This is a genomic window from Photobacterium sp. GB-1 (assembly GCF_003026165.1).
In the GTDB taxonomy this organism is placed as follows: Bacteria; Pseudomonadota; Gammaproteobacteria; order Enterobacterales; family Vibrionaceae; genus Photobacterium.
In genome coordinates this window covers 17,671-42,670 of the sequence record NZ_PYOB01000004.1, presented here as the reverse complement: position 1 = coordinate 42,670, position 25,000 = coordinate 17,671, and the positions used below count along the sequence as shown (strand labels likewise).

Sequence of the window (25,000 nt, the reverse complement as noted above, 5' to 3'; positions counted from 1 at the left end):
CGCTTGCACATTGGTGCAGTCATACTCAAACACTCAGAGGTTTGAGTTTTTAATGCGCGTAAGGTTGATTGTGAAACACCCTTTTACCCTGCCTTCCGCGTTTTTAATCTTTATGCGATAACATATTGTTGCCAAACTATATTGCCTTTTTATAGGCATATAACTTTATACTTATAAAAAACTAATATTTATTATTTAGTTTATAAAATAACAATACGTTATCGCTTTAAGGTCGATTTTTAGGAGAGACTCTATGAGCCTTTTTAGCTATGAAGGGTTCGCTGTATTAACAGTGTTAATGTTTGCGTTGGATTTGTATCAAACACGTGGTGGTAAGATTTCCATCAAGAAAGCAGCTATCTGGAGTGTATTCTGGGTTTTTCTCGCTTTCTTATTTGCGGTGTTTATCTACTTCAATTGGCAGTTGATGGCACCAGAAAGTACCTACAGTAATTCAAAAGCAGCAACTGCTTTTGTCACGGGCTACTTATTAGAAAAATCATTAAGTGTTGATAACTTATTTGTTTTCGCCCTAATTTTTGGCCAATTTATGGTACCTGAGCGTTTACGCCCGCGCGTATTAATGCTCGGCATTGTCGGTGCGCTTTTTTTACGTGGTGGTATGATCGCAGTCGGTGCTCAACTCTTGGATGACTTCCATTGGGTTATGTACATCTTTGCCGTTTTCCTTCTTTACACTGGCTTCAAACTCTGGAAAGAAGATGAAGAAGAACAAGAAGACTTCTCAGATGCGTTACCGGTACGTATTGTAAAACGCTTCTTTAAAGTTACAGATGATTATCACGACCATAAAATGTTCGTTAAAGGAGAGCATGGTTGGTTAGCGACACCATTACTTGTTGTGGTTGCAGTGATCGCGCTTACCGATGTCATGTTTGCACTCGATTCTATTCCTGCGATCTTTGCGGTAACACGTGAACCGTTCTTGGTGCTTACTGCTAACGTATTTGCATTACTAGGCTTACGCTCACTGTATTTCGTACTTGAGGGTATGTTAACGCGTTTCTGCTACCTACGTGTCGCACTGGCATTTATTCTAAGCTTCATTGGCTTGAAGATGCTTTTAGTCGGTACCGCTTGGGCTATCCCAACAGCGGTATCACTGTGTGTCATTGTTCTTACTATTTCCATCGCCATTGGCGCATCGCTATGGAAAACACGTAACGACGAACAAACGCCTATCAATCATGAATAAAAAGTAAAAAAAACGCCACAGGTGTCTGTGGCGTTTTTTATCTTTATTGTCTAAGCCAATTTAGCAACAATAGTTTGAATATCAACAGGGTTAGTAACAATATAGTCAGGTTTAATCAGCGCTAATTGCTGATGATCGCTGTCTTTTTGGGTATCAACCCATACGCTCTTAATACCTGCATTTTTAGCACCTATAATATCTGCCGCCAATGAATCCCCCATATGGATGACTTCTTCAGGTTTACAGTTCACCAAGTTTAGTGCTTTTTCAAAAATACTTACTGCCGGTTTTTCCTCAGGCTCTTCCCCACCCACAATAATATGATCAACATATTGCTGCATTTCTGTTGCGGCCAACTTTGGATGTTGTGAAAAAACCGGACCATTGGTAATAACAACCAATTGATATGATTTGCGCAATGCCAACAGCGTTTCTTTCATCTGAGGAAAAAAATCAAAGCTAGCCATACGAGATTGATCAAAGCATGCTTGAATAGCGACTGCAGCATCAAAAGATAACTCAATGCCCTGCTCTTTAAATAAAACTAAAATAAGGTTTTGGCGGAAGAGAAGCTCATCGGATATTAGTGGCACTAGCTCAGGTAATTCATCATTGAGTTTTTTATATACACCTGCAATATAGCGTTCTAAAAACATGTCTACATTTAATTGTGGGTACAAATTACTGACATATAATTTCAGCTCGTTCGCGGCATGTTTGTCAGCTAAAGACGTTGCACACAAGGTTTCGTCCATATCGAGAAAAATAGCTTTTAACACGTTAACCTTCTTTATTAGTGATTACAGGCACACTTATAGTAACGAGTATGGTGCGCTTAACCTAGTATTTATCATGATTTCATTACCCAAACTGATGAGTATCACGTATTTTAAGTATAAAAAAACCAGCAACCTAGTGCTGGTTTTTATCTTTAATTACGACTTAATTTTTAACAAAATCTTTCATCGTAATAAATTTATTTTTAATCTTATTTGCACTTGGCGAGTCATAACCGTAGATATCTTCACGCATTTGTACTTTACCATTATTATCAACCCATGCCGTGAGATAGACAAAATCGACACCAATCCGCTTAGATAAACTCACGGTTTTTTGCTTTTTCGCATCTAACATTTGTTTAAATTCTGGAATGTTGCCACGATTTTGGTACTCAATTACATAATTAGCAAGATCATAAGCACGTTCAACACGTACACAACCAGAGCTTAAATCACGCTTAGTTTTGCTAAACAATCCGCGTGAAGGAGTATCGTGCAAGAAAATAGCGTAATCATTTGGCATAAGGAACTTAACACGACCAAGTGAATTACGAGGACCAGGACCTTGCTGAAACTCATGCGGAAATGTTTTTGGATTCACCGTCGCCCAGTCAATACTCGTTGGTGAAATCACAGTACGATCACGCCAACTATTTAAAATCTGCATATTATGCTGCTTTAAATAATCAATATTGTGCTTCACTTTTGGGATAACATCATGCTGCTTGATTGTAATCGGTACGTTCCAGTATGGGTTTACAACCATAGTCGTAATAGCCGATGAGAATAAGTTTGTAGGACGGCTATCACGACCGACAATGACTTTAGATTCAAATACGATGTTACCTTTATCAAACACTTCTAACTTATAGTTAGGAATGTTAACCCAAATATGAGGACGATTTTCATTATACTTATTTAAGGTAGCCACACGTAGCGTATTCAATGCTAAACGACGCGCAATATCCGCATAAGGCATAACAAGTTGCTGAACAGTTGCCTCACCAATAATACCATCACTTGCTAAACCATGACGTTTTTGGAATGCTTTTAAGCTTTCAAAAACAGCACCAGAATTGGTGATCTGATGTTCAAGTGATAAACGGTCGTAATCTGTCTGATCCATATCACCAAGGGTATACAATACTTTAATCAACTCATGCCCGTTAGGCAGTGTTGCCCCTTTGCGATAAACCTGCTTAAAGTTCGATGATGTTAAAGTATGCGCGGGTAAATTCAGGTATTTGGCAATCGCATCCATTGTTGGTTTAAATGCAATATAACCAGGACGTAATTGCTCAAGTCTCGCAAGTGTCATCGGATAAACATTAACGCCATCGGCATATTTGCTCATCGACTTACTCATGTTAATAGGCTTAGACAAGAACAGTACATCACGGTGAGTTGCAATGTAGTTTTGGAATGCGCGATACACATAATAGGTATCAGTCGCTAATAAGTCATAAGCTTGCTCGTTATTTTCACTCTTAAGCTTATTCAGTTCGGAAAGACGTTGGGATAAACCCGGTAGCATTTTTGTATCTACAACGGCTTTTAACTGTAGTTCAAACTCATCTCGCAGTGCTTTATTTTGCCAAAAAGGATAAAACTTATTCTCAGTATACGCTTGTTCTATTTGAGACTTAAAACAAACCTTATTCACCGAATCAGCACAAAGTGTTTTGGTGCTAAACACTGTTTGATTGTTTAAAGAAGACCAATCCACACTACCTGTACTCGTTGCAGGAGCTTCTCTATCATTTACAGGAGGAAACACAACAGTCTCTTTATCCGGCCCTGTAATGTTCACATAGTTATGTGGTGCAATGTGTGCTAATTCAATAGCAAAAGCACTACTCGGAAGAATCAAAGATAAAACAAGAAGCTTGCTGAAACACTGAGTGACAACACGCTGAGAATTAAACATCTTCAAAGCGATCCTTATCAAATAAAAGAAGAAAGATATCCGTATTAAAATAACTAAACGTTCATTTACAACCATGTAACGCTTATATACGGCACACAAACAAAATAACCTGTATAAAGGCCAATATCAGTATATTTAGACAAATTTTTAATCACGATACAATTCAAATAACGTAACTTTAAACGTTAAATATACCCTAACAGGATTTTTTATACTGAGTATCACACATTTAATACAAATATCACCTTGATTTAAAAGATAAAAAAACACTATTTGAAATGGTGTTCATAAAAACACCATTTATCTAAAATATCTATTAGCGCAAGTTAATCGGCATTTTATAGTGAGTTCGTCTCAATTATGCTCAAAAATAAAGCTACTTATTGTTTTCGCGATAGAAAGTCCACTCTTCTACAACTTTACCATCCGCTAAGTGACAATATCCCACTTCACCTTTTTCTTCTTTTTTAATTTCAAGTTTCCCACCCTGCTCCTCACAGTAAACAGAAGCTGGATTCGCCATACCAACCGCTTCTTTTTTGGGTTGTTCTGGTTGTTTTTGCTCTTCTTTATTACACCCAACTAATGCGATACCCAAACCGATAACAGCGAATAAAACTGTCCACTTTTTCATATTCATCCCTTATGTCATTCGCTTTTCCATTTTGGAAAACATACGTTAATTCTTTTTCACTTCTGGAAATTGTTAATCTCATCTAAAGTGCCACTAAATTATAACAATACACGGTACTTGCAATGTCATTACATTCCAAAATAAAACAGATTATTTCTTCTTCTACATTAAGCCCGAAACAAAAAACATTGTTTCTCTCTCTCGAAGCTGAAGCAATTGTAGACTATATGCCAGTAAGTGACGAAATTTTAGAAGCAAAAAATGAAGGAATTATCTGTGATATGTTCGAAGGTAATGCGCCTTTTAAGCCTCGCTACATACTGCCCGACTATGCTAAATACTTACAGAATGGTTCAAGCTATTTAGAGCTAGAGCCCGCAAAAAATCTGGATGACGCGCTCAATGCGCTCACCATTATTTATCATCACGTACCATCTGTAACTAACTACCCTGTTTATATCGGTCAACTTGATGATTTATTGTTACCGTTTGTAAATAGTGAATCTGAAACTGATATTTACAACAAGCTAAAGCGTTTTTGGATTATGCTCGACCGCACCCTACCCGATGCGTTTATGCATGCCAATATTGGTCCAACTGATAACATTATTTGCCGTACTATTTTAAAAATTGATGCAGAGCTTAAGCAAGTCGCGCCTAATCTCACTTTTATGTACGACGCTGAAGTATCACCAATATCTTTACTCGAACAAGCTTGCCAAAATATTTGTGAATGCAGTAAACCCCATATTGCCAACTACCCAATGTTTAAAGATACATTTGGTAAACAAGGCTTTGGTATTGTTAGTTGCTACAACTCACTACCGTTAGCAGGCGGCGCAAATACACTTGTACGCTTAAACTTAAAAGCGGCGGCAGAAAAAGCAACAGATGTAGATAACTTCATCAACCAAGTGCTACCGCATTATTGCCAAATGACTTTCGGACTTATTGAAGCGCGTTCAGCATTTCTTCATGAAGAATCAAACTTCTTTACTAGCTTTTTAGTACAAGAACAATTGATTGATGAAAACCGTTTTGCCCCAATGTTTGGTATCTACGGTATGGCAGAAGCAGTCAATTTATTATTGGAGAAATCAGGCTCAACAGAAAAATATGGCCACAGTGATTCAGCCAATGCATTAGCATTATCTATCACTCAACTATTAAGTGACATTGTCACGAATACACCAGTGAAATATGGTTATAACCAGCGAGCACTATTGCACTCGCAAGGTGGTATTAGCAGCGATCAAAACGTAACACCAGGGATCCGTATTCCTTATGGTACAGAGCCTGATCCTGTTTTGCACATTAAAGCGCTGGCTGCACATCATCAGTATTACCTATCAGGTATCAGCGATATTTTAACCATTGATGAAACAATCAAACAAAATCCACTCGCCATGGTTACCTTATGTAAAGGCGCATTAAATATGGGGTTTCGTGAGTTTACCGTAAACGTTCACTCAAACGATCTTGTTCGAGTAACGGGCTATATGATTAAGCTATCTGATGTTGCTAAATTCAAAGAGGCCGGTTCACGTACCAATACAACGTGGTTAGGCTCAGAAGCCAGCGAACAAACCGACATTTTAAAACGTATACCTCGTGTGTTAAGTCACGAGCAAACACCTCATTATTCACATCTCTCTATTGAGAATTAAGAGTTAACAAGTAAATGATTTCAGCCACTATTAGTAAGATACTTAATTTTTCGTGCGTTGATGGACCCGGCAACCGAATGGTGATTTTTTTTCAAGGATGTAACTACAACTGCAAAAATTGCCATAACCCACAAACCATCGGTTTTTGTAACCATTGTGCAGACTGTGTTAAGCAATGCCCAACACAAGCATTACAAGCTATTCATACGGAAAATGAAAAAACTAAAGTGGCATGGAATCAAGCATTATGCACTGAATGTGATAAGTGTATTGAGGCTTGCCCTCGACAAGCGAGCCCTAAAACCATAACGATGTCTGTTTCTGAATTAATTGAAAAAATTCATGAAAATAGGTTATTTATTAATGGTATTACCGTTTCTGGTGGCGAGGCATCACTTAATTTACCTTTTATTATTTCGCTATTTCGTTTAATAAAAACGACGGCTTCACTGAAACATTTAACATGCATGATAGACAGTAATGGCAGTTTAAGCGTAACGGGTTGGAAACACCTTACCCCCTACCTTGATGGTGCGATGATTGACTTAAAAGCATGGCACGATGAAACGCATAAATGGTTAACCAACAGAAGTAACCACCGCGTTTTTGAAACGATGAACTTTCTTCATGCTCAAAACAAATTACACGAAATAAGACTTCTGCATATTCCTAATAATACCGATTTTATGGAGCAGATAGAAAAAGTAGCGTATTACTTACGTCCCTTTTCAAGCAGTGTGAAAATAAAGCTCAATGCTTTCAGGCATCATGGTGTGGTAGGTGATGCACTCAACTGGGATGAGTGTAACCAAGAAGAGATTAATCAATTAGCTAACGAACTATCAGAGCGTGGCGTGAAAAACTTACTGACTCCTGCTATTTATTAAATCAAAAATTTAGATATTCCGTCTGCTGATCATAGCGACATAATTAATTAAGTCGCTCAGCAGTCGGAGTTACGTTTTCTTTAGAACCTCACTTCCTAACGTATCTTTTGAAGTGAGACTTTATAAATCAATCTCTGCTGTCTTATCTTCAACGCCACAAAGAATTAAAATTTGCTGATGTAACCAACGAAGAGCAGGATCATTCATGCTCGGTTGATGCCACACCAAACTATAAGCAACCTTGCCATAATTAAACGGTAACGGCTTTTCAACAAGTGCTTTAGACTGTAATGCAGTACTTGCCCAACGTTTAGAGCAGGTAAATAACAAATTACTGTTATGACACATCGTCGCTGCACCACCAAAGTCTGCGACATTCACCACCACTTTTCTTTTATGATGCTGTTGCGTTAATTGCATCTCAAAAAATGGCACACTTAAATCACTATCCAAAATACCAATATGACCACAATTTAAATAATTTTCTATTGTCAGCTCTTTATCGGCAAGAGGATGATCATGCGCCATTAAGCAAACCATCTCATCGGTAAACAAGGTCTGCCATACTAAGTTATTTTGCATCAATGGTGGCTGGCTAAGATCGTGTGGCAAAATCACAAAATCCAATATGCCTTTGGTTAAACCATCAAAACCAATGCTGTCTTTCGACCAAATATCAAAACGGACATTCGGCGCTTTTTTTAGAACATGGGCATAAAGACCACCGGCGATTAATTCAAAAGTACTTTCCCGCATCGCAAGTGAAAAACTCCCTTCATACTCTTCTGGCTGAAACGCTTCTTTGGTCATGATCTGATTCATATCACTGATCATTTGGTGAACCGTAGGGCCTAGCCTACGAGCTAAAGGAGTAGAAATTAGCTTATTACCATGACGATAAAAGAGTTCGTCATTGAGATTGTCACGTAATTGGCTGAGTGTTTTACTAACGGAAGAAGGGCTTACACATAATCGCTCTGCACATGCCGTAACACTTAGCGTATCTAGCATTACGTGCAAGGTAATTAAGTGTTTCATACTTATACGAGAAAGTTTAATTAAATCCATCTGCGACCTTTAATATATAAGCCAGAAAATCGATAATTCAGCAGTATGAGATAAAAAAAATGCTAGTCAATAAAGGACTAGCATTTCTGTTCATTTATTAATAGCGCACGTTGTTTTTGTTTTAAATTTCAACAATAGCGTAAACTATTATTTATCGAATACCGTTTAAGAACTCTGCACGTGTCGCTGAATTTTTCTTAAAAATACCACCAAGCGCTGTGGTTGTGGTTACACTGGTTGCATCCATAACACCACGCGCTTTTACGCAATAATGCGTTGCATCAATCGTAACTGCGACATCATCACTTTCTAATAATGTTTGAAGTGCGACTAACACTTGTTGTGTTAAACGCTCTTGAACTTGTGGGCGCTGAGCAAAGAAACGAACAATACGGTTAATTTTGGATAAACCAATAATTTTTCCACGAGGAATATAAGCAACCGTCGCTTTACCATCAATCGTTACTAAATGGTGCTCACATGTACTGGTTAACGTGATGTCTTTAACTCGCACCATTTCATCACACTTCATTTTATTTTCAATGACGGTGATTTTAGGGAAATTGGCATAGTCTAAACCTGAAAACACTTCATCAACGTACATTTTCGCAATGCGGTGTGGGGTTTCAACCAAGCTATCATCAGTCAGATCTAGCGCGAGTAACGATAAGATCTCACGCATGTGGTATTCAATCTTTTCTTTTTTCTCTTCGCGGCTAACATCTTGTTCAACCATTGGGGTTTCAAGACCACGGGCTGCTAATGCATCACGAACTAGTACTGCAGATTCACTTAATGCTGTCATTCTTTTCCTCCAACTGGCACAGACTGAAATGCAATAAAACGAGCCTGTTTTTGCTTGCCAGCGCTAAAAACATACGAAGAATACCTCCAAATGAAAATAATTACACCTCCCATTTATTAGGGATTAGTCCAATTGGCCTAATTTTGGCATAATCAATCCCTTACAGCCCTTAATAATAAAGGGTAAAATCAAAATTAAGCGATTTACTACGTGGTTTTAAGGGCTATTGATATTTATCATTGTTACTAATGCTCTTGCTTCAAAGCCACTATGATTCAAATTAAACAATTACGAGATGGATACCATTATGGGATGCTGCGACGTACCAGGCCTTATGCCCGTTGAAACTGCAATTGAAAATATTCTTGAGCAAGTTTCCTCTACAACTACAACATCAACGGTAGCATTAGCCGATGCAATGGGATTAGTGCTAGCGCAAGATATTCTTTCGCCTATCAACGTACCACCATTTGCGAACTCGGCAATGGATGGTTACGCGCTTCGTGCTGAAGACTTAGCAAATACAGATACATTGATTTTAGCGGGTAAATCTTTCGCTGGCGTTCCATTTGAAGGTGAATGTCAACAAGGTCAATGTATCCGTATTATGACAGGCGCTGAAATGCCTGCTGGTACTGATACCGTGATTATGCAAGAAGAAACGTCTGTTGATGGTGAGAACATCACTTTTAATATCAAGCCAAAAGCGAACGATAACGTGCGCCCAATTGGTGATGACGTAAGCCTTGGTGAAACTGTGCTAGTAACAGGTACACGTTTAACTGCGCGTGAAATGCCTTTACTTGCATCACTTGGTATTGCAGAGCTTGAAACGTACCACCGCCCGAAAGTGGCTTTCTTTTCTACTGGTGACGAATTACGTCCAGTAGGCGAAACACTAGAAGCGGGTCAAATCTACGACAGCAATCGCTACGGTATTCGCGCTCTACTAGAAAAATTTGGTTGTGAAGTGTTAGATTTAGGCATTATTCCGGACTGCCCTGAAAAACTGCGTGACGCATTTTTAAAAGGCTCAACAGAAGCCGACGTATTAATCACATCAGGTGGCGTTAGTGTCGGTGAAGCGGATTACACCAAAGATATTTTGGATCAAGAAGGCCAAATCGGTTTTTGGAAAATCGCCATGAAACCGGGTAAACCTTTCGCGTTTGGTAAAATCAATAATGCTTGGTTCTGTGGCCTACCGGGCAACCCAGTATCAGCAATGCTGACTTTATACCAACTAGTACAACCTATGCTGGCGAAACTAGCAGGTAACAGCCAATACCAACCGCCTGTTCGTGTAAAAGCAAAAGCGACAACAATGTTTAAAAAACGCCCTGGTCGTACCGATTTCCAACGTGGTATTTACAGCATTAACGTTGAAGGTCAATTAGAAGTAGCAACAACAGGCAATCAAGGCTCTGGTGCCTTTAGTTCAATGCACCTTGCTAACTGCTTTGTGGTACTAGAGCAAGATCGTGGTCGTGTTCAAGCGGGTGAAGATGTGACTATCGAAATCTTCAACCACACCTTGTACTAAGCAAACGGTATTTCTAATGACAACAGAAAACACAAATAACGTTGAACTGACAGATGATGAAATGCTGCGGTATAACCGCCAAATCATTTTGCGTCAGTTTGATTTTGAAGGGCAAGAAGCATTAAAGTCTTCTTCTATGCTTATCCTTGGTGCTGGAGGCTTAGGCTGTGCTTCTACGCAATATTTAGCCGCTGCTGGTGTGGGTAAACTAACCCTGATTGATGATGATAAGGTTGAAGTTTCTAACCTTCAGCGTCAAGTGTTACACCATGATGCTACGGTTGGCCTATTAAAGGTCGATTCTGCAAAAGAAGCGTTATGTCGTATTAACCCATATCTTACGGTAGAGACCATAGCCAAACGCTTAACCGATGAAGCGTTACTACCACTCATAGAAAGCCACGACATTGTTTTAGATTGTAGCGATAACGTTGATACTCGTAATCAACTTAACCGCCTATGCTTTAGAACCAAAACGCCGCTTATCTCCGGCGCAGCAATTCGTATGGAAGGTCAGCTCAGTGTTTACACGTACCAAGATAACGAGCCGTGTTATCAGTGTTTAAGCGCCCTATTTGGTCAACAAACATTAAGCTGTGTTGAAGCAGGCATTATGTCGCCCGTTGTCGGCATCGTTGGTGCAGTTCAAGCGATGGAAGCAATCAAAGTGGTTGCCAACATGGGGACACCATTAACAGGTAAACTGCTCATGCTAGATGCGCTCACAATGAGCTGGCGAGAAATGAAGTTAATGAAACAACCCACTTGCTCAGTTTGCGCTAATTGATCATATCCGCTGTATATGCCATCCATGAAATATACAGCGGTAATTCCTTTCACCCATCACTGCTTTACTAACGACTACCTCTAAATCCCCTAGCCGATCGGTTTCACACAACTCAAGCTCAAATTTATATATCGAGCATTTTTTTGCTAAAACACCTTAATACAAAAAATAAATTACGGGATAAACATGTTTAGTAAAAAGATCTTAGCAGCAGCCTTGCTTGCGTTGTCATTTAATGTCTCTGCAGCCACTGGTGACATTCCAGTCTCAAAAAAACTACTGATAGATAAACTATTAGCGCAAACGGGGCAATCTGCCGTTGCTGTCGGTAGGCAATATTCAGATTTATTCACCCAGCAAATGACATTGATCTTAAAGCAATCTAAGCCCGATATTAATCCCAAAGCGTTTGACATTGTAGAAGAAGAGATCAGTGCCATCATGGATGAAGAGTTTGTGATCAACGACAGCTTCAAAACCATGATGTACCCAATCTACAATAAGCATTTCACTGAAGATGAACTGCGTAAAATGATTGAAATTAACGATACCGAATTTGGCAAAAAGTTAATTCGAGTAATGCCGCTTATCAATCAAGAAGGCATGTTAGTTGGACAAGAATTTGGACAGAAATTAGGTCCGAAAATTCAAAAACGTATAACCAAGCGTTTTAAAGAAGAAGGGATAAAGTAAACCGTTTACTCTTCAGGTATTAAAAAGCCGACTGTGACTATTTTTCTAATACTCAGTCGGCTCTCTTATCCAATACTATTTTTCACTCTGCTACTAGAGCAATAAAATAATACTCACAATCGCTGCACTCATTAAGTTTGCCAGTACACCAGCTGCAACTGCGCGGATACCGTATTTCGCAATAAATGGACGGCGCTCAGGAATTAAGCTTCCCATACCACCAATCAAAATAGCCAGCGTTGTAATATTGGCAAAACCACATAATGCAAAAGTAACAACAGCAAGGCTGTGTGGCGATAAGGTATCCTGCACTTTAATCATATCAATGAAAGCAACAAACTCGTTCATCACTACTTTTTGACCAATTAACGAACCCGCAGTTACCGCCTCGCTCATTGGAATACCCAGTAAAAGTGCAACTGGCGCAAACAGGTAACCAATCAACATTTGGAACGTTAAGCCATGAATACCAAAGAACTCACCAATATCGCCTAACAGGCCATTAAATAATGCGATTACACTGATAAAAGCAATCAATGTTGCACCAATAGTCACCGCCATACGCAAGCCAGACATTGCACCATCAGCCAACGCTTCAACTACATTGGTTGCTTTAGGAATTTCAACACTGGTAATTTCATTCGCTGATAGCTTATTCTCGCTTGGCGGCATAATGATTTTTGACATTAATAAACCAGCAGGCGCAGACATAAACGCAGCGGCAATCAAGTAATTTAAATCAACACCAACAGCGGCATAACCCACCATCGTAGAACCTGCAACAGAAGCCAAACCACATGTCATCACCGCAAAAAGTTGTGAATCATCCATAGATTTTAAGTACGGTTTAATAACCAGTGGGACTTCAGACATGCCGACAAAAATGTTGGCACCAGCAGATAATGATTCAGCACGACCCGTACCTAAAATACGTTGCAGTGCGCCACCAAAAATATTAACGACTTTCTGCATAATGCCTACGTGATACAGCATAGAAATCAGTGCAGAAAAGAAAATAATAATACCAAGTACATTAACGGCAAATACAAAACCGATACTACCTGTTGCCAAACCACCAAATAAAAATGACAAACCATCTTTACCATAATCGGTGACGTACGTTACGCCATTGCTGACAGCTTGTAGTGCTGTTTTACCTGCTGGGATATATAAAACAATTAAAGCAAACAGTACTTGTAACGCAAACGCGATAGACACCATTTTTACAGGAATACGCTTTTTATCCGTTGAGATAAGAAACGCGAGTAAAAGTAGAACGAATATACCTAATAAAGCAATCATGAGATCTTTGTTGTTACCCAAAAGAGGGTTGCATTGTATTTACACTAAAAATACAAGCAACATCACATTGTTATTTGGTTGTTACACCAAGAGTGATACACCTAAACTTATTGAGCCAAAAACAAAAGCTAACCCATAAAAATCAAAACATTAGCTGTAAATGCTGCTTTATTATTTCCATATAAAAAAAATAATTTGCTTTAACGCAATAAAATCGAAAATATCAGCGTATTTAACAAGCATGTATGTGCTGATATTTTCAACAAAATAAAATACGTATTTGCAAAGCAATCTATAAGTTACAGCGTTATCACCTATGCCTTTACCGTATCACTTCTTTATTACTGATAGGAAAAAGTAAACAGGCTTAAAAACTTGTTTGATTTAGACCACTTGTAACTACTGTTCTGTCATTACTATCTTTCATTTCATTTATGTTAGAGTTACAGCAAATATTAAAATAAAAGAAACATCCCAATGAAACGTATTGTCTTATTTAGCCAGAAAAACTGCTCAAACTGTAAAGATGCACAACAATACATGACGAGCAAAAAATACAGTTATCGTTTGGTTGATATCAGCTCACCAAAAGGAAGAAAGGAATTTAATAGTACTGGCGCTAGATCTGTCCCTGTTTTAAAAGTGGGTGATCAGGTGTTAATTGGCTGGAATATTACCAAGTTTGAAAAAGCATTAAAGTCAAAAGACTAAGAAAGCATTTCATACTACTTTTCAGTGAGTTATTATTTTTTAGATATAAAAAAACCGACAGCATGTGTCGGTTTTCTTTTACTCGATTTATCGAGCAAGTTGTTAGTTGTTGTCGTTTAAGCGGATACCTTCACGCTCAATAACAATTAACCCTTTCTTGTATAAGCCACCAATCGTTTTCTTAAAGGTCGCTTTACTTGTACGGAAAACTTGGAAGATTTCATCAGGAGTTGATTTATCACTTACTGGGATAAAGCCACCTTTACGCTCTAACGAGGTTAAGATTTTATCCGCTAGATCGTCAACACGATCTTTACCCATTTTCTGTAGTGATAGGTTTAACTTACCATCTGGACGAATTTCTTTAATGTAGGCTTTTAATGCTTTACCAATAAATAGCTTACCAAATGATTCTGTTTTAAAGAAAAGTCCCCAATGTTTACCTTCAACCACGGCTTTAAAACCAAGATCTGTTACTTCAGCAATAATTACCTGCACTTCTTGACCGATCTGGTAAGTTGCTGGTGTCTTATCTAAGTAACGGTTAAATTTAGTAGTACCCACAATACGACCAGACGCTTTGTCTGTGTATACGTGAATAACCACTTCTTGACCTTCTTCTAAACGACGGCGTTGCTCACTAAATGGAATAAGCAAATCTTTCGTTAAACCCCAATCAACAAACGCACCAATGTTGGTTACACCCACTACACGTAGTTTTGCGAAATCGCCAACTTGTGCATAAGGTTCCGTTGTTGTAGCAATGACTTCGTCATTCGAGTCGAAGTAAATAAATACTTTTAACTTATCGCCTAGCTCGGTACCTGCTGGAACTGAGTTCTTAGGTAACAGGATATTACCGAAGTCTTCACCACCATCAAGAAATACGCCAAAATCTACTAGTTTGACGACTTCTAGTGTGTTGTATTTTCCAATTCTAATCATGTATCAGGTACTCTCTGCGTAGGCAACGACACGCGTTTGGTGATGTTGCTTCAATATCTTTATCAATCAATTTATTAGCTGCATGATGAATTAGCTATATCTCGCTAATCAATCGGCTATAATGCACGTGTTGTGCTTAGATTGCTGCATTATACGTGATGTTGGTTCGCAACGCCTGACCTATCTGCATTTATTTGATGATTTTTCATGCTATCAGCGCAAACTTATATAGTTAACAGTAATATTTAAAACCAACTTATTCTAAAATTAATAGAGTAAGTTATTGTTGTAGATCTTGGAGGATATCAATAAGTGATCACTGTCGATAAAAAAGATGGGCATAAATTAAAAATATCCCATGTTATTCAAGAAACAACCAATCGGCAGCTCGATATGTACATCTTCATTCCCGGTGAGCTTGGTTTAAATGCCAATATCATTTCTGAAGAAGAGTTCTATCATAACGCTATCCACGGTAAACGTACTTATTTCAGTGATATTAATCACCTTCCTCTTGTTCATAGTCGCCTTGCCAGCCGTGGAAAATTATCTATCGAACAATACCGTTTAAGCTTAAGCCTTTACGCTTATCAGTATGCACTCGCGCTAGAAAAAGCCACCAATGATTTATTAAATCAAAATGATAACCCGACATTTGAAGATGTTGAGGAATCTGCCAATATCTCGGTGCGTATTTTAAAGCGCTTACGTCGAAATATTCCAACCGACAAAAAGCTGCTTAAGTATTACGAGAATATTGATAACTATCTGTCTTGGTTTACTGAGCAGCGCTTCCTTCAGTTAATTTCTCATCTTCCGCGTGGCAACGATTACAACGCCATCAAAACAACGTTACTTGAAATCTGTGAATCTGAAACACAACACCGAATAAAGCATAATTATAACTCGGCTAAAGCGATGGAAGATCCAACCCGTATGTCGAATAAAATGCGGCTATTACGACGTTTGATTGAATACCCTGTTACGATGAGTGAGAAAACCATTGAGCTGGGTGCAAGCACAAAAAAAGTGGTGACAGGCGCAGCTGCCGGCATTGTGATGATTTTTGTCACCATGATGCTGATAAAAGCACGCGGTATGCTCGGTGATATTACCGCGTCATTCATTTTGGTGTTATCGCTAATTTATGCCGCACGTGAAGTGTTTAAAGATGACTTAAAAACCATGCTTTGGCGTTGGTTACGGAAAGGTAAAGCTCGTTGGCGGAAGCAGTTCTTTGATGCTAATACCACTCATTTAATTGGTCGACAGCTCGAATGGCTTGAATATATTAGCTATGACAGTTTACCAACCGATATTCGTAAAACGCGTAAACATAAAGTGTCTCACCGGGAAGAAACCATTCTTCACTATAAAAGTACCACCCGTATGTCACCAACAAAGTTTTTAAGTGGTTATGAGCAAACGCGAGAATCGATCATTTTAGATTTACGTACTGTTGCAGCATTAATGGAAAAAGGCTCTCAGCGTTTATACCAACTGAATGATGGCCAGGTAACAAAAGAGTCTGTGGAAAAACGTCACCTGATTAACTTAATAACCAAAGAAACAGACGAAGATAAAACAGTGCGTATTCAGCGTTGGAAAATTATTATGAGTCGTTCCAAAATTGTGGATATTGAGCCTATTCTCCCTCCAGAGAAAAAGCCAGTTGCGGAAGCTCAAGCTGCGAAGGAAAGCGAAAAAGCGCAAACGGCCTAACACTCAAAAAGCTCACTGTTGACGATAACAATCGTGCAATAGTGAGCTTTTTACTGTGGCATTGAAAATTATGCTGCACGAACAGAAACTGGTAATTCTGCACCTTTTTTGGTTAAACCAAATTGCCACACATTTAAATCACGACAACGGAATGCCCCAGCGCAAGACAGCAAGTAATAACGCCACATACGGTAGAAACGCTCACCATACTTCTCTGCTAATGTCGGCCAAGCGGCTTCAAAGTTATCATTCCAAGCGACGAGTGTTGTATCGTAATCAGGACCAATGTTCTGTACATCTTCAATATTGAAATAATCTTCAGCTGACGCACCAATTTGCATCATTGATGGGATCACACCGTTAGGGAAAATGTACTTATTGATCCATGGGTCAACTGACGTTTTCGATTTCGGACTACCAATGGTGTGAAGTAAGAAAATACCGTCTTCAGCAAGAAAACTGTACGCAGATTTAAAGTAGTCTTCATAGTTTTCATAGTTTTCAGGGCCAACGTGCTCCATCATGCCAATAGAGACAACGCGATCATAAGGCTGCTCTGGTTGATATAAGCGGTAATCTTGAAGAATAAAGTTAACGGGTAAGCCTTTCTCGTCTGCTCTCGCCTGACCAAGTGCTGCTTGTTCTTTTGATAAGGTTAAACCATCACAAATAACACCATACTTTTCAGCAGCAAAGATCATAAAGCTGCCCCATCCACAACCAATATCAAGTAAACGCATGCCCGGTTGTAAACCCATTTTGCGGCAGACTAAATCTAGCTTTGCTTCTTGCGCTGCTTTCAGGTTGTCGCTGTCTTTCCAATAAGCACACGTATAAGTCATACGAGGATCGAGCATAGCTTCAAATAAATCATTGCCTAAGTCATAATGAAAAGGCACATCCTGAGTTACACGCTCAACACTTTGAGGGTTAAATAATTGCTTAAGTTTAGACGCGCCAGCTTTTAACCCTAATTGTATTTTTGTTGTGGTGGTTAGCCTATCTTCGATACCAGCATGTAATACACGAGAAATCATTTCATCAATAGCATCACAGTCCCACATGCCATCCATATAGCTTTCACCAAAGCCTAAAGAACCATCTTTTAATACGCGATCAAAAACACCTTCATCATGAATTTTAATATCCCAAGGACGATTACCATTAATTTTCACATCAGCAAAATCTAAAATGTCTTGAAAAAATTGATTATTTGTCATTCTGTATACCACTACTTTTTATTTGTATGACAAATTGCCTTTTTGTATTTATATTCACAATATAAAAATTCAAAAACTAATTTTTAGTTAATAATATCAATAAGTAAAATAATAATATTGCAGAAAAACAGTTTAACAATTTTCTAATTAAGAATTGAATGATATTTCTTTTCAATTAACGCTCATCAACGTATATTTAGCTCAAATTTTTTCCATTATTTCGACATAATCATGTCAAGCTAACAAAGCATAAAGGAGCATGCAATGCGTCTACCAATGACGTCTTTACTTATCATTGATCCTCAATATGACTTTTATGATGTTCCCGTTAATGAACAATTCACATTAGGTTCAGCATCTCAGAAGATTACTATTTCGCCAGCACTTCCCGTTCCTGGTGCATGGGAAGACGCTAACAAACTTGCTGCATTTATTACAAAGCAACAAAAGAATATTAATCAGATTATTGTGACACTTGATAGCCATCATGAATACGATATTGCTCATGCGCCCTATTGGAAAAATGAAGCAGGCGAACACCCTGCCCCATTTACTCTAATTAGCCATCAAGACATTGTGGATGGTATCTGGCTGACTACTGATCCAACACTTTTAAATCATGTCCTTAATTACACCCAGTCATTAGAAAAAGAGGGAAAATATAGCCTTCTTATCTGGCCGACCCATTGTGTGATTGGCTCTGTTGGACACAATATCGTTAAGCCTATTCATACAGCAATTCATGCTTGGGAGCAGCAAGCGAATACACAACATATCAGTATTGCTAAAGGCGAGAACCCACATACAGAGCATTACGGTGGTTGCGAAGCTGAATATCCGTTAGAAGATGATAAAAAGACCCAATTTGATCCTCAACTAGTCGAGCTCGTTAAGCAAAATGATCAGGTTTATATTTCAGGCCAAGCTCTTTCCCACTGTGTTGCCAGTACGGTTGAACAAATAGTCGAAAAGCTCACAAACGAAGAGATCAAAAAGCTAACAATTTTAATCGATACCACCAGCCCTGTTGCTGGATTTGAACAACAAGCAAAAGATTTTATGAATAGAATGTCATCTATTGGTGTGAATTTTGTAACCTCATCGAATTTATAAGACTATTATTGGTCTGATAAGTATATGAGTTCTAATTATTTAGGGTGCAAAATGAATAATTTACTGTGTTTATCTCTTATGATTGGCTGTATCTCCCCTGCGTTTGCGGCTAAACATAACAATGATGACATTTATGTCTGCACCCTTTCTCCGTTTACCGACACGTTTGCAGATGCCGCTAGAACTGAAGATGCAGCCCGCTATAAAGTTGCACAGCGCTGCTTAAAGTCACAAAGTGATATGTTTTGCCGAGCACAAGAAGCTAATTGCTTTACAACTTCGCTATCAGCTCAATGAAGATTTTGAAAAAGTAATATTAATAAAAATATAAGCCCTATAATCATTGGTTTATTACTAGTGACTATTATGGGGCTTTATTCACATAATTGACGAAACACCTCCGGATATTTAAATACGTTAACGGTGTCATTAACATTAACGAAAATCCAGTCACTGCCTTTTATTAATGGGATATACCATTTTGCATCATTTTTAATAATGACTAATGCAGGCAATGTTTTTATCTTCATAATAAAAGCATCACTTTCTTGATACATAGCCTTTAATGGCAGCAACTCTCTTCTTTCAATTTGTAGATAGAATTGAGCAATCTTTTTATCTACTGCTTCTAAATCACAACCATTATTATCTTTATGTTGATATAAGACTTTACCTAAATCTTTTGATTGATAAACCACATCGGATTTAACATTACAACCATAAGTCAGCATCAATAAAAATAATAATGGTGCGCACGAAGAAAACATTTTCAGCATATGCGCACCTCTCTAATTATTTAACTTCTATGTTATCAATCAATATCGCACTATCGTATTCTGTATCACCTTTATCGATAGCCTCTATTGTTAGCTTCACGCGTTTGTTGGCCAAAGCAGAGACATCTAACTGCTCTTTTATCCAAGGGGTGTTATACACACCTCCTTGATCAAACGATACATCAGACTCCACCAGTACTTCTTGATTCTCGCAAAGTTTATTAACACTGGTTTCAAACGATGCGCAATTTGTTGTGCCTTCCTCGCACACGTTTAAAGTAAATGAATCATCAAAACCGGTACCACAATATTCTAAAAATTCCTCTGAATAGAACTTCCAGTCAAAATTTAATGTTGTTACGTTTTTATCTAAACAAGCAGATTGTTCGATACTACCTAGCTCATTGGTATAGCCTAATCCCGTTGATACAACACCAACAAATTGACCATCTAACGGTTTAGTTCCACCAAGATTTGTAATGATGCGACCATCACCCTTTTTCGCCCAAGCATTCAATTCGCCTTGTTCAAAACTGAGATTATCAAATGAGCCACTAGATAGTTTTAAATCTTCTTCGCCTCTCATACGTATAAATGCTTCATCACTGCTGTTATCACTGATACCATGTTTATTAACAGCAACATCAAAGGCTTCCTTCAATGTCGAATCATTTTCAAGCATGTCACTAATAATGGCATTCGTCGTATCTTGAGCATAAGAAGAAAGGACATAGTCATCATAACCAATCACCGCCCCTGCACCTTTTGATAAAAAGACATTGGCAAGTGAATTATTGTAAACAGACCGACACGCTGACAGTACGACTAAGCTCTTAGGCATAGTGGAAAGATAATGATCAAAGAACGAAGGAAGAATAATCAACGCGCCACCAGCACCAATGGCTAGGCGCTTCATATAAAGATCGCTTTCATAACCTTCAAGGTTATAAGTGCCATCCTCATTTTTAGGTAAAACTATGCCTGTATATAAACCAGAAACCGATAAATACCCTTTTAAGAAGTCACTTGGCCCCCACTTCTCATCCCAGATTTTAAATAATCCATTGAAATAGTTATTACCGTGGGTAGAAAAATGAATATATCCAAAAGTAGTAAAGTCTTTAAAGCTATCAAGCGAAACACCCACAGTTTCGTTATTCACAAACTCACTATCAGGGAATAATTTACATGATTGACTATCTTTAATCGTTTTCCAAACACCATAGTAATCATCCGCTTTGAAGAAGTTACTAAACTCAGACACATCAGGATTATTAATATACGGGCTGATCATCACAGCTTTAGAGCTTTGAATCCGGTTTGCCGGCGCTACTGATGAATAGGTTGTGGCCTGTTTTTTAAATACATCATCATAATAACGCGTTTCACGTGCCGCTTTCACAACAGGTGTTGGCGCAACAGTCCCACTACGAGCCGCTGACTTTGAATTTTCAACGAGAGGGTTATGAAGCCCTAAAATACCATCTTCATTTACCCACCAAATACCACCTTCATAGGTATACCCAGCAGCACCTACATCCTTATGGGTGTTAAGTTGATCAACCACCGCCTTGGCTGAAGCATGAACATCTTTTCCTTTATCTAATTCTGAGGTTAACCATGTTTCAACACTGTCAGCAATATCAACAGACTTAGTGACTTGATCTGAGGTGTATTTTTCAGCTACCCAAATACAGGCAGGCTCTGATTGGTATACATTCTTTTCGCTATCAGATACTTGTGCTTGATAACAAAATTTACCTTTCTTAGTTGGATTAAAAGAGAAAGAGGTCGCATAAATACCATCATCATCGATTCCATCAGCACCTTCATCAAAACTAATGCTACCGCCAGAGCCGATCAAGTTAACTTCAGGATTCTTATTATTTGATGTACCAATATTAGCGTAAATCGTTACTGCATCTTCATTTAACACAAAAGAGCGCTGGCTTAATGTTAACGGGGTAGTGAAATCCATCGCTGGGTGATAGTTAATCGTAGAAACAATCTCAACCTGCGCTTCATCAGCGGTTAACGCCATTACGGTGATTTGATTTTTACCTTTTACCAAATCAATTGTTGCTGACCACATTTCATCGACTTCAGCATTCACAGAAAGCTTGGTGGTACTGTTAGTCACTAAGATCTGTTTAATATCATGATCAGAAACAACATATCCTTTTAAAGTCACCTTTGCTTCATTGGTTACTTTCTTGATATCACCTAAGCCAACAAAAGAAAGAGATAAGGATTTTTCCGCTGGTTTTGCATATACACTGATGTCATCAGTTGCTGTGTCACCGTCGTTATCAGTGACCGTAACGGTAAAATTAAACACTTCATTGTCTTGAATATCAGGAACAGTAAACGTAGCGCTATTGTTTACTTTTATCAGTTCGACTTTTGTAGCATCTGCGTCTGATTGCGTCCAAGAAACATCCACAATTGTCCCGTTTGGATCAATATTGTTAGATGAAATCACCACACTTTTATTAGCATAGGTATAAATATCATCACCAGCTTTAGCTTGTGGTGTTGACTCACCACTTCCACCGCCACCACAACCCAATAGCGCTAAGGCGGTGCTGGCAAAAAGTATGTTCCTTGTTAAGTTCATTGTATTCCCTTCAATAACAAACCAATAGAAATGAACAAAGGATCATATTGCTAAGCTAAATACTATTCTATTAAGCGATACCCCTACTCGATACACTTCATGATTAGAAATGTAATGGATGTAAGTACTTAACTATAATATATGGTTAGATCTATAATCCTTGTTAAACCCACCGAATACCTTTGTTATGAAATCATTACAACAGCTTGTTTTTAATAATACTTACAGCCAACTCCCTTCACTTTTCGGCACTTTCGTTAGTCCGCAACCGCTGAGTAACCCTTACTTAATCAGTGTGAATCCACACATTGCGAAATTATTAGAACTCGATATAAACGCCATTCAATCTGATGATTTTATTAATATATTCAGTGGTAACGACACCTTAGCTGGATTTGATTCCATAGCAATGAAATACACTGGCCACCAATTCGGGCAATACAACCCCGATCTGGGTGATGGTCGGGGTTTATTATTGGGGGAAGTACAAACAAGTCATGGTAAAAAGTGGGATATTCACTTAAAAGGCTCCGGACTTACACCTTATTCGCGTATGGGCGATGGCCGTGCCGTTATTCGTTCAAGCATTCGAGAATATTTAGCCAGCGCCGCGATGGCAGGCCTTGGTATTCCGACCTCACATGCACTCGCGGTTATTGGTAGTGATACCCATGTGTACCGTGAAAAACAAGAATTTGGCGCAACCCTGATCCGAATCTCAGAAAGCCACATCCGATTTGGCCATTTTGAATATCTGTTTTATACCCAACAACACGATCAATTACGTTTATTAGCAGATTACGTTATTCAGCATCATTTCCCTGAGTGCCAACAAGTCGAAAAACCATACGCCGCCCTGTTTGAGCAAGTTTGTGAAAATACAGCTAAAATGATCGCCCATTGGCAAGCAGTAGGCTTTGCTCATGGCGTTATGAATACCGACAACATGTCGATTTTAGGCTTAACGTTTGATTATGGACCTTATGGTTTTCTGGACGATTATAATCCGGGTTATATTTGTAATCATTCTGATTATTCTGGTCGTTATGCCTTCAATCAACAGCCATCCATTGGGTTATGGAACTTATCAGCACTCGGTTATGCCTTAGCACCTATCATTGATAAATCAGACATAGAACATGCATTAGAAATTTATCAGCACCAACTACAAATGCATTACAGCAAACTGATGCGTCAAAAATTAGGCTTATTCGATAACCAAGAACAAGACACTGAGTTATTTCAGCAGTTATTTAATTTACTCAAACAACAATCGATCGATTACACCCAGTTCTTCCACACGCTTTCGACGCTTTCCCAAGACGAACTCGATAACACCAGTTCTCATTTTTCATCTCTCACTGAAAATACAACCGCAATCGATGAATGGTTAGCTGATTACAAAAAACGTATTTCAAATATCGATGATCAACAACGTTTAGCATTAATGCTTAACAGCAACCCGAAATATATTCTTCGTAACTATTTGGCACAGCTTGCTATCGATGCTGCCGAGCAAGGAAATTTCACATTTATAGAGAATCTATTAACCGTTTTACATGATCCTTTTGATGAGCATCCTAACTTTGAAGATCTTGCCGATCTTCCTCCTAAATGGGGTAAAGAGTTAGAAATTAGTTGCTCTTCTTAAGTTATTCTCTCGTTTTATTAATAAAAAAATGCCCTATTCAATAGGGCATGTTTCTCAATATTTCATTTAATACGCATTACAAATAATAGCTCTGTACAGGTTTCATTTGCTCGTTAAATTCATAAACTAATGGTGCACCTGTTGGTATTTCTAATTCTGTAATTTTGTCATCAGGGATATTATCTAAATATTTAATCAAAGCACGTAAGCTGTTACCGTGAGCGGCAATTAAAATATCAGAGCCAGGTTTAACATTAGGGACAATATTTTCATTCCAGAATGGTATTACCCTATCATAAGTATCTTTCAACGATTCACCATGTGGAAGTTGGCTATGTTGTAGTTCTTGGTAACGTCTATCATTACCTGGATAAAAAGAGCTATCTTCACTTACTTGTGGTGGTTCAATATCATAACTACGACGCCAAATGTGTACTTGTTCGTCGCCAAACTCCTCTGCGGTTTCTGCTTTATTCAATCCTTGAAGATCACCATAATGACGTTCATTCAATTGCCAGTCGTGCTCAACAGGGATCCATAAAGAATCAAGCTGTTCTAATGCTAAGTTAGATGTTTTGATCGCACGATCAAGCATTGAGGTATAGCAAAAATTAAAGTTGAAACCATTCTCTTTCAATTTAATACCTGCGTTACGCGCTTCGTTTTCGCCTAATTCAGAAAGAGAGACATTCGCCCAGCCAGTAAAACGGTTTTCTTTGTTCCAAACACTTTGACCATGACGAAGTAAAACAATACGTGTATTTTTCATAACAGCCCCTTGAAACTCAACATCATGAGTTAAGTAGATTCGTCTTTTTAATCGCTGTCATTTCCATATGGCATTTAACAATTACTTTCTAATTGATAATCATTATCATCTTTAGTTGTAGATTAAATCCATTCCTCATCGATTACAATACTGACTATAAAGAAAAGT

At 38.4% G+C, this 25,000-nt stretch carries 22 protein-coding genes; 11 read left to right on the top strand and 11 right to left on the bottom strand.

Translation table 11 applies throughout. The features are described from left to right. Window positions 1–253: 253 nt before the first annotated feature. On the top strand, window positions 254–1,216 hold the full coding sequence (locus tag C9J45_RS06155) for a TerC family protein (protein WP_107208462.1): 963 nt from the start codon (window positions 254–256) through the stop codon (window positions 1,214–1,216). Window positions 1,217–1,266: 50 nt separating this feature from the next. Here the strand turns inward: C9J45_RS06155 and C9J45_RS06150 are convergent, their stop codons facing one another. From C9J45_RS06150 to C9J45_RS06140, 3 genes are all read right to left on the bottom strand, one after another. Beyond that, window positions 1,267–1,995, bottom strand: coding sequence for an HAD family hydrolase (locus C9J45_RS06150; RefSeq protein ID WP_107208463.1), 729 nt, complete (start codon window positions 1,993–1,995; stop codon window positions 1,267–1,269). A 163-nt stretch (window positions 1,996–2,158) separates the two neighbouring features. Then, window positions 2,159–3,922, bottom strand: a complete 1,764-nt coding sequence (locus tag C9J45_RS06145) for a murein L,D-transpeptidase (protein ID WP_107261783.1) — start codon at window positions 3,920–3,922, stop codon at window positions 2,159–2,161. 376 nt (window positions 3,923–4,298) lie between these two features. Beyond that, window positions 4,299–4,556: a DUF333 domain-containing protein gene (locus C9J45_RS06140; RefSeq protein ID WP_107261781.1), complete on the bottom strand. Its 258-nt coding sequence runs from the start codon at window positions 4,554–4,556 to the stop codon at window positions 4,299–4,301. Between the two features lie 122 nt (window positions 4,557–4,678). Between C9J45_RS06140 and C9J45_RS06135 the strand changes: the two genes are divergently transcribed. Continuing rightward, window positions 4,679–6,223, top strand: coding sequence for a YjjI family glycine radical enzyme (locus tag C9J45_RS06135; RefSeq protein WP_107261779.1), 1,545 nt, complete (start codon window positions 4,679–4,681; stop codon window positions 6,221–6,223). Window positions 6,224–6,237: 14 nt separating this feature from the next. Next, window positions 6,238–7,110: a YjjW family glycine radical enzyme activase gene (locus C9J45_RS06130; RefSeq protein ID WP_255418447.1), complete on the top strand. Its 873-nt coding sequence runs from the start codon at window positions 6,238–6,240 to the stop codon at window positions 7,108–7,110. A 120-nt stretch (window positions 7,111–7,230) separates the two neighbouring features. On the opposite strand, the gene C9J45_RS06125 is transcribed toward C9J45_RS06130, so the two are convergent. Both C9J45_RS06125 and folE read right to left on the bottom strand, forming a co-directional pair. Further along, complete coding sequence (locus tag C9J45_RS06125; protein WP_107208467.1) at window positions 7,231–8,178, bottom strand: LysR family transcriptional regulator; 948 nt, start codon at window positions 8,176–8,178, stop codon at window positions 7,231–7,233. 151 nt (window positions 8,179–8,329) lie between these two features. Continuing rightward, a complete protein-coding gene (gene folE / locus C9J45_RS06120; protein WP_107208468.1) occupies window positions 8,330–8,983 on the bottom strand; it encodes a GTP cyclohydrolase I FolE in 654 nt (217 codons plus the stop codon). A 307-nt stretch (window positions 8,984–9,290) separates the two neighbouring features. Here folE and moeA point away from each other — a divergent pair, with 307 nt between their 5' ends. The 3 genes from moeA (at window position 9,291) to C9J45_RS06100 (ending at window position 12,006) form a co-directional block, all read left to right on the top strand. Next, complete coding sequence (gene moeA / locus C9J45_RS06110) at window positions 9,291–10,526, top strand: molybdopterin molybdotransferase MoeA (protein WP_107292304.1); 1,236 nt, start codon at window positions 9,291–9,293, stop codon at window positions 10,524–10,526. A 16-nt stretch (window positions 10,527–10,542) separates the two neighbouring features. Continuing rightward, window positions 10,543–11,313: a molybdopterin-synthase adenylyltransferase MoeB gene (moeB, locus tag C9J45_RS06105; protein ID WP_107246584.1), complete on the top strand. Its 771-nt coding sequence runs from the start codon at window positions 10,543–10,545 to the stop codon at window positions 11,311–11,313. Between the two features lie 186 nt (window positions 11,314–11,499). Then, window positions 11,500–12,006 carry a DUF2059 domain-containing protein gene (locus tag C9J45_RS06100; RefSeq protein ID WP_105060312.1) on the top strand — a complete coding sequence of 169 codons (507 nt, stop codon included), beginning with the start codon at window positions 11,500–11,502 and terminating at the stop codon, window positions 12,004–12,006. 93 nt (window positions 12,007–12,099) lie between these two features. Here C9J45_RS06100 and C9J45_RS06095 read toward each other — a convergent pair whose 3' ends face one another. Further along, window positions 12,100–13,308 (bottom strand): NupC/NupG family nucleoside CNT transporter, encoded by a 1,209-nt coding sequence (locus C9J45_RS06095; protein ID WP_105060313.1) that lies wholly within the window; start codon window positions 13,306–13,308, stop codon window positions 12,100–12,102. A gap of 477 nt (window positions 13,309–13,785) precedes the next feature. Between C9J45_RS06095 and C9J45_RS06090 the strand changes: the two genes are divergently transcribed. Continuing rightward, window positions 13,786–14,019, top strand: a complete 234-nt coding sequence (locus C9J45_RS06090; protein ID WP_107287427.1) for a glutaredoxin family protein — start codon at window positions 13,786–13,788, stop codon at window positions 14,017–14,019. 102 nt (window positions 14,020–14,121) lie between these two features. Here C9J45_RS06090 and C9J45_RS06085 read toward each other — a convergent pair whose 3' ends face one another. Beyond that, entirely contained in the window at window positions 14,122–14,964 is an 843-nt protein-coding gene (locus C9J45_RS06085) for a S1 RNA-binding domain-containing protein (protein WP_107292303.1), read from the bottom strand. Window positions 14,965–15,276: 312 nt separating this feature from the next. On the opposite strand from C9J45_RS06085, the gene C9J45_RS06080 reads away from it, so the two are divergent. After that, entirely contained in the window at window positions 15,277–16,686 is a 1,410-nt protein-coding gene (locus tag C9J45_RS06080) for a hypothetical protein (RefSeq protein WP_107208475.1), read from the top strand. 68 nt (window positions 16,687–16,754) lie between these two features. On the opposite strand, the gene cfa is transcribed toward C9J45_RS06080, so the two are convergent. Then, window positions 16,755–17,906: a cyclopropane fatty acyl phospholipid synthase gene (gene cfa, locus C9J45_RS06075; RefSeq protein ID WP_107292302.1), complete on the bottom strand. Its 1,152-nt coding sequence runs from the start codon at window positions 17,904–17,906 to the stop codon at window positions 16,755–16,757. 264 nt (window positions 17,907–18,170) lie between these two features. Between cfa and C9J45_RS06070 the strand changes: the two genes are divergently transcribed. Both C9J45_RS06070 and C9J45_RS06065 read left to right on the top strand, forming a co-directional pair. Then, the gene (locus C9J45_RS06070; RefSeq protein WP_107292301.1) at window positions 18,171–19,019 is read left to right on the top strand and encodes a hypothetical protein; all 849 of its coding nucleotides are present in this window, start codon (window positions 18,171–18,173) and stop codon (window positions 19,017–19,019) included. A 51-nt stretch (window positions 19,020–19,070) separates the two neighbouring features. Continuing rightward, entirely contained in the window at window positions 19,071–19,316 is a 246-nt protein-coding gene (locus tag C9J45_RS06065; protein WP_233217646.1) for a hypothetical protein, read from the top strand. A gap of 77 nt (window positions 19,317–19,393) precedes the next feature. Here C9J45_RS06065 and C9J45_RS06060 read toward each other — a convergent pair whose 3' ends face one another. Continuing rightward, window positions 19,394–19,795 (bottom strand): hypothetical protein, encoded by a 402-nt coding sequence (locus C9J45_RS06060; RefSeq protein ID WP_107208478.1) that lies wholly within the window; start codon window positions 19,793–19,795, stop codon window positions 19,394–19,396. Between the two features lie 16 nt (window positions 19,796–19,811). Beyond that, window positions 19,812–22,412, bottom strand: coding sequence for a choice-of-anchor L domain-containing protein (locus C9J45_RS06055; protein WP_107292300.1), 2,601 nt, complete (start codon window positions 22,410–22,412; stop codon window positions 19,812–19,814). A gap of 187 nt (window positions 22,413–22,599) precedes the next feature. Between C9J45_RS06055 and C9J45_RS06050 the strand changes: the two genes are divergently transcribed. Next, entirely contained in the window at window positions 22,600–24,063 is a 1,464-nt protein-coding gene (locus C9J45_RS06050) for a YdiU family protein (RefSeq protein ID WP_107292299.1), read from the top strand. 76 nt (window positions 24,064–24,139) lie between these two features. Here C9J45_RS06050 and gpmA read toward each other — a convergent pair whose 3' ends face one another. Beyond that, entirely contained in the window at window positions 24,140–24,832 is a 693-nt protein-coding gene (gpmA, locus tag C9J45_RS06045; protein ID WP_107246573.1) for a 2,3-diphosphoglycerate-dependent phosphoglycerate mutase, read from the bottom strand. Window positions 24,833–25,000 lie beyond the last annotated feature (168 nt).

Bases quoted from the DNA above. Each gene is read 5' to 3' on its own strand.
- C9J45_RS06055 (WP_107292300.1), bottom strand. From the start codon at position 22,412: ATGAACTTAACAAGGAACATACTTTTTGCCAGCACCGCCTTAGCGCTA.
- C9J45_RS06070 (WP_107292301.1), top strand. From the start codon at position 18,171: ATGCGTCTACCAATGACGTCTTTACTTATCATTGATCCTCAATATGAC.
- C9J45_RS06060 (WP_107208478.1), bottom strand. From the start codon at position 19,795: ATGCTGAAAATGTTTTCTTCGTGCGCACCATTATTATTTTTATTGATG.
- C9J45_RS06155 (WP_107208462.1), top strand. From the start codon at position 254: ATGAGCCTTTTTAGCTATGAAGGGTTCGCTGTATTAACAGTGTTAATG.
- C9J45_RS06085 (WP_107292303.1), bottom strand. From the start codon at position 14,964: ATGATTAGAATTGGAAAATACAACACACTAGAAGTCGTCAAACTAGTA.
- moeB (WP_107246584.1), top strand. From the start codon at position 10,543: ATGACAACAGAAAACACAAATAACGTTGAACTGACAGATGATGAAATG.
- C9J45_RS06090 (WP_107287427.1), top strand. From the start codon at position 13,786: ATGAAACGTATTGTCTTATTTAGCCAGAAAAACTGCTCAAACTGTAAA.
- C9J45_RS06095 (WP_105060313.1), bottom strand. From the start codon at position 13,308: ATGATTGCTTTATTAGGTATATTCGTTCTACTTTTACTCGCGTTTCTT.
- cfa (WP_107292302.1), bottom strand. From the start codon at position 17,906: ATGACAAATAATCAATTTTTTCAAGACATTTTAGATTTTGCTGATGTG.
- moeA (WP_107292304.1), top strand. From the start codon at position 9,291: ATGGGATGCTGCGACGTACCAGGCCTTATGCCCGTTGAAACTGCAATT.
- C9J45_RS06135 (WP_107261779.1), top strand. From the start codon at position 4,679: ATGTCATTACATTCCAAAATAAAACAGATTATTTCTTCTTCTACATTA.
- folE (WP_107208468.1), bottom strand. From the start codon at position 8,983: ATGACAGCATTAAGTGAATCTGCAGTACTAGTTCGTGATGCATTAGCA.
- C9J45_RS06065 (WP_233217646.1), top strand. From the start codon at position 19,071: ATGAATAATTTACTGTGTTTATCTCTTATGATTGGCTGTATCTCCCCT.
- gpmA (WP_107246573.1), bottom strand. From the start codon at position 24,832: ATGAAAAATACACGTATTGTTTTACTTCGTCATGGTCAAAGTGTTTGG.
- C9J45_RS06140 (WP_107261781.1), bottom strand. From the start codon at position 4,556: ATGAAAAAGTGGACAGTTTTATTCGCTGTTATCGGTTTGGGTATCGCA.
- C9J45_RS06145 (WP_107261783.1), bottom strand. From the start codon at position 3,922: ATGTTTAATTCTCAGCGTGTTGTCACTCAGTGTTTCAGCAAGCTTCTT.
- C9J45_RS06050 (WP_107292299.1), top strand. From the start codon at position 22,600: ATGAAATCATTACAACAGCTTGTTTTTAATAATACTTACAGCCAACTC.
- C9J45_RS06100 (WP_105060312.1), top strand. From the start codon at position 11,500: ATGTTTAGTAAAAAGATCTTAGCAGCAGCCTTGCTTGCGTTGTCATTT.
- C9J45_RS06125 (WP_107208467.1), bottom strand. From the start codon at position 8,178: ATGGATTTAATTAAACTTTCTCGTATAAGTATGAAACACTTAATTACC.
- C9J45_RS06130 (WP_255418447.1), top strand. From the start codon at position 6,238: ATGATTTCAGCCACTATTAGTAAGATACTTAATTTTTCGTGCGTTGAT.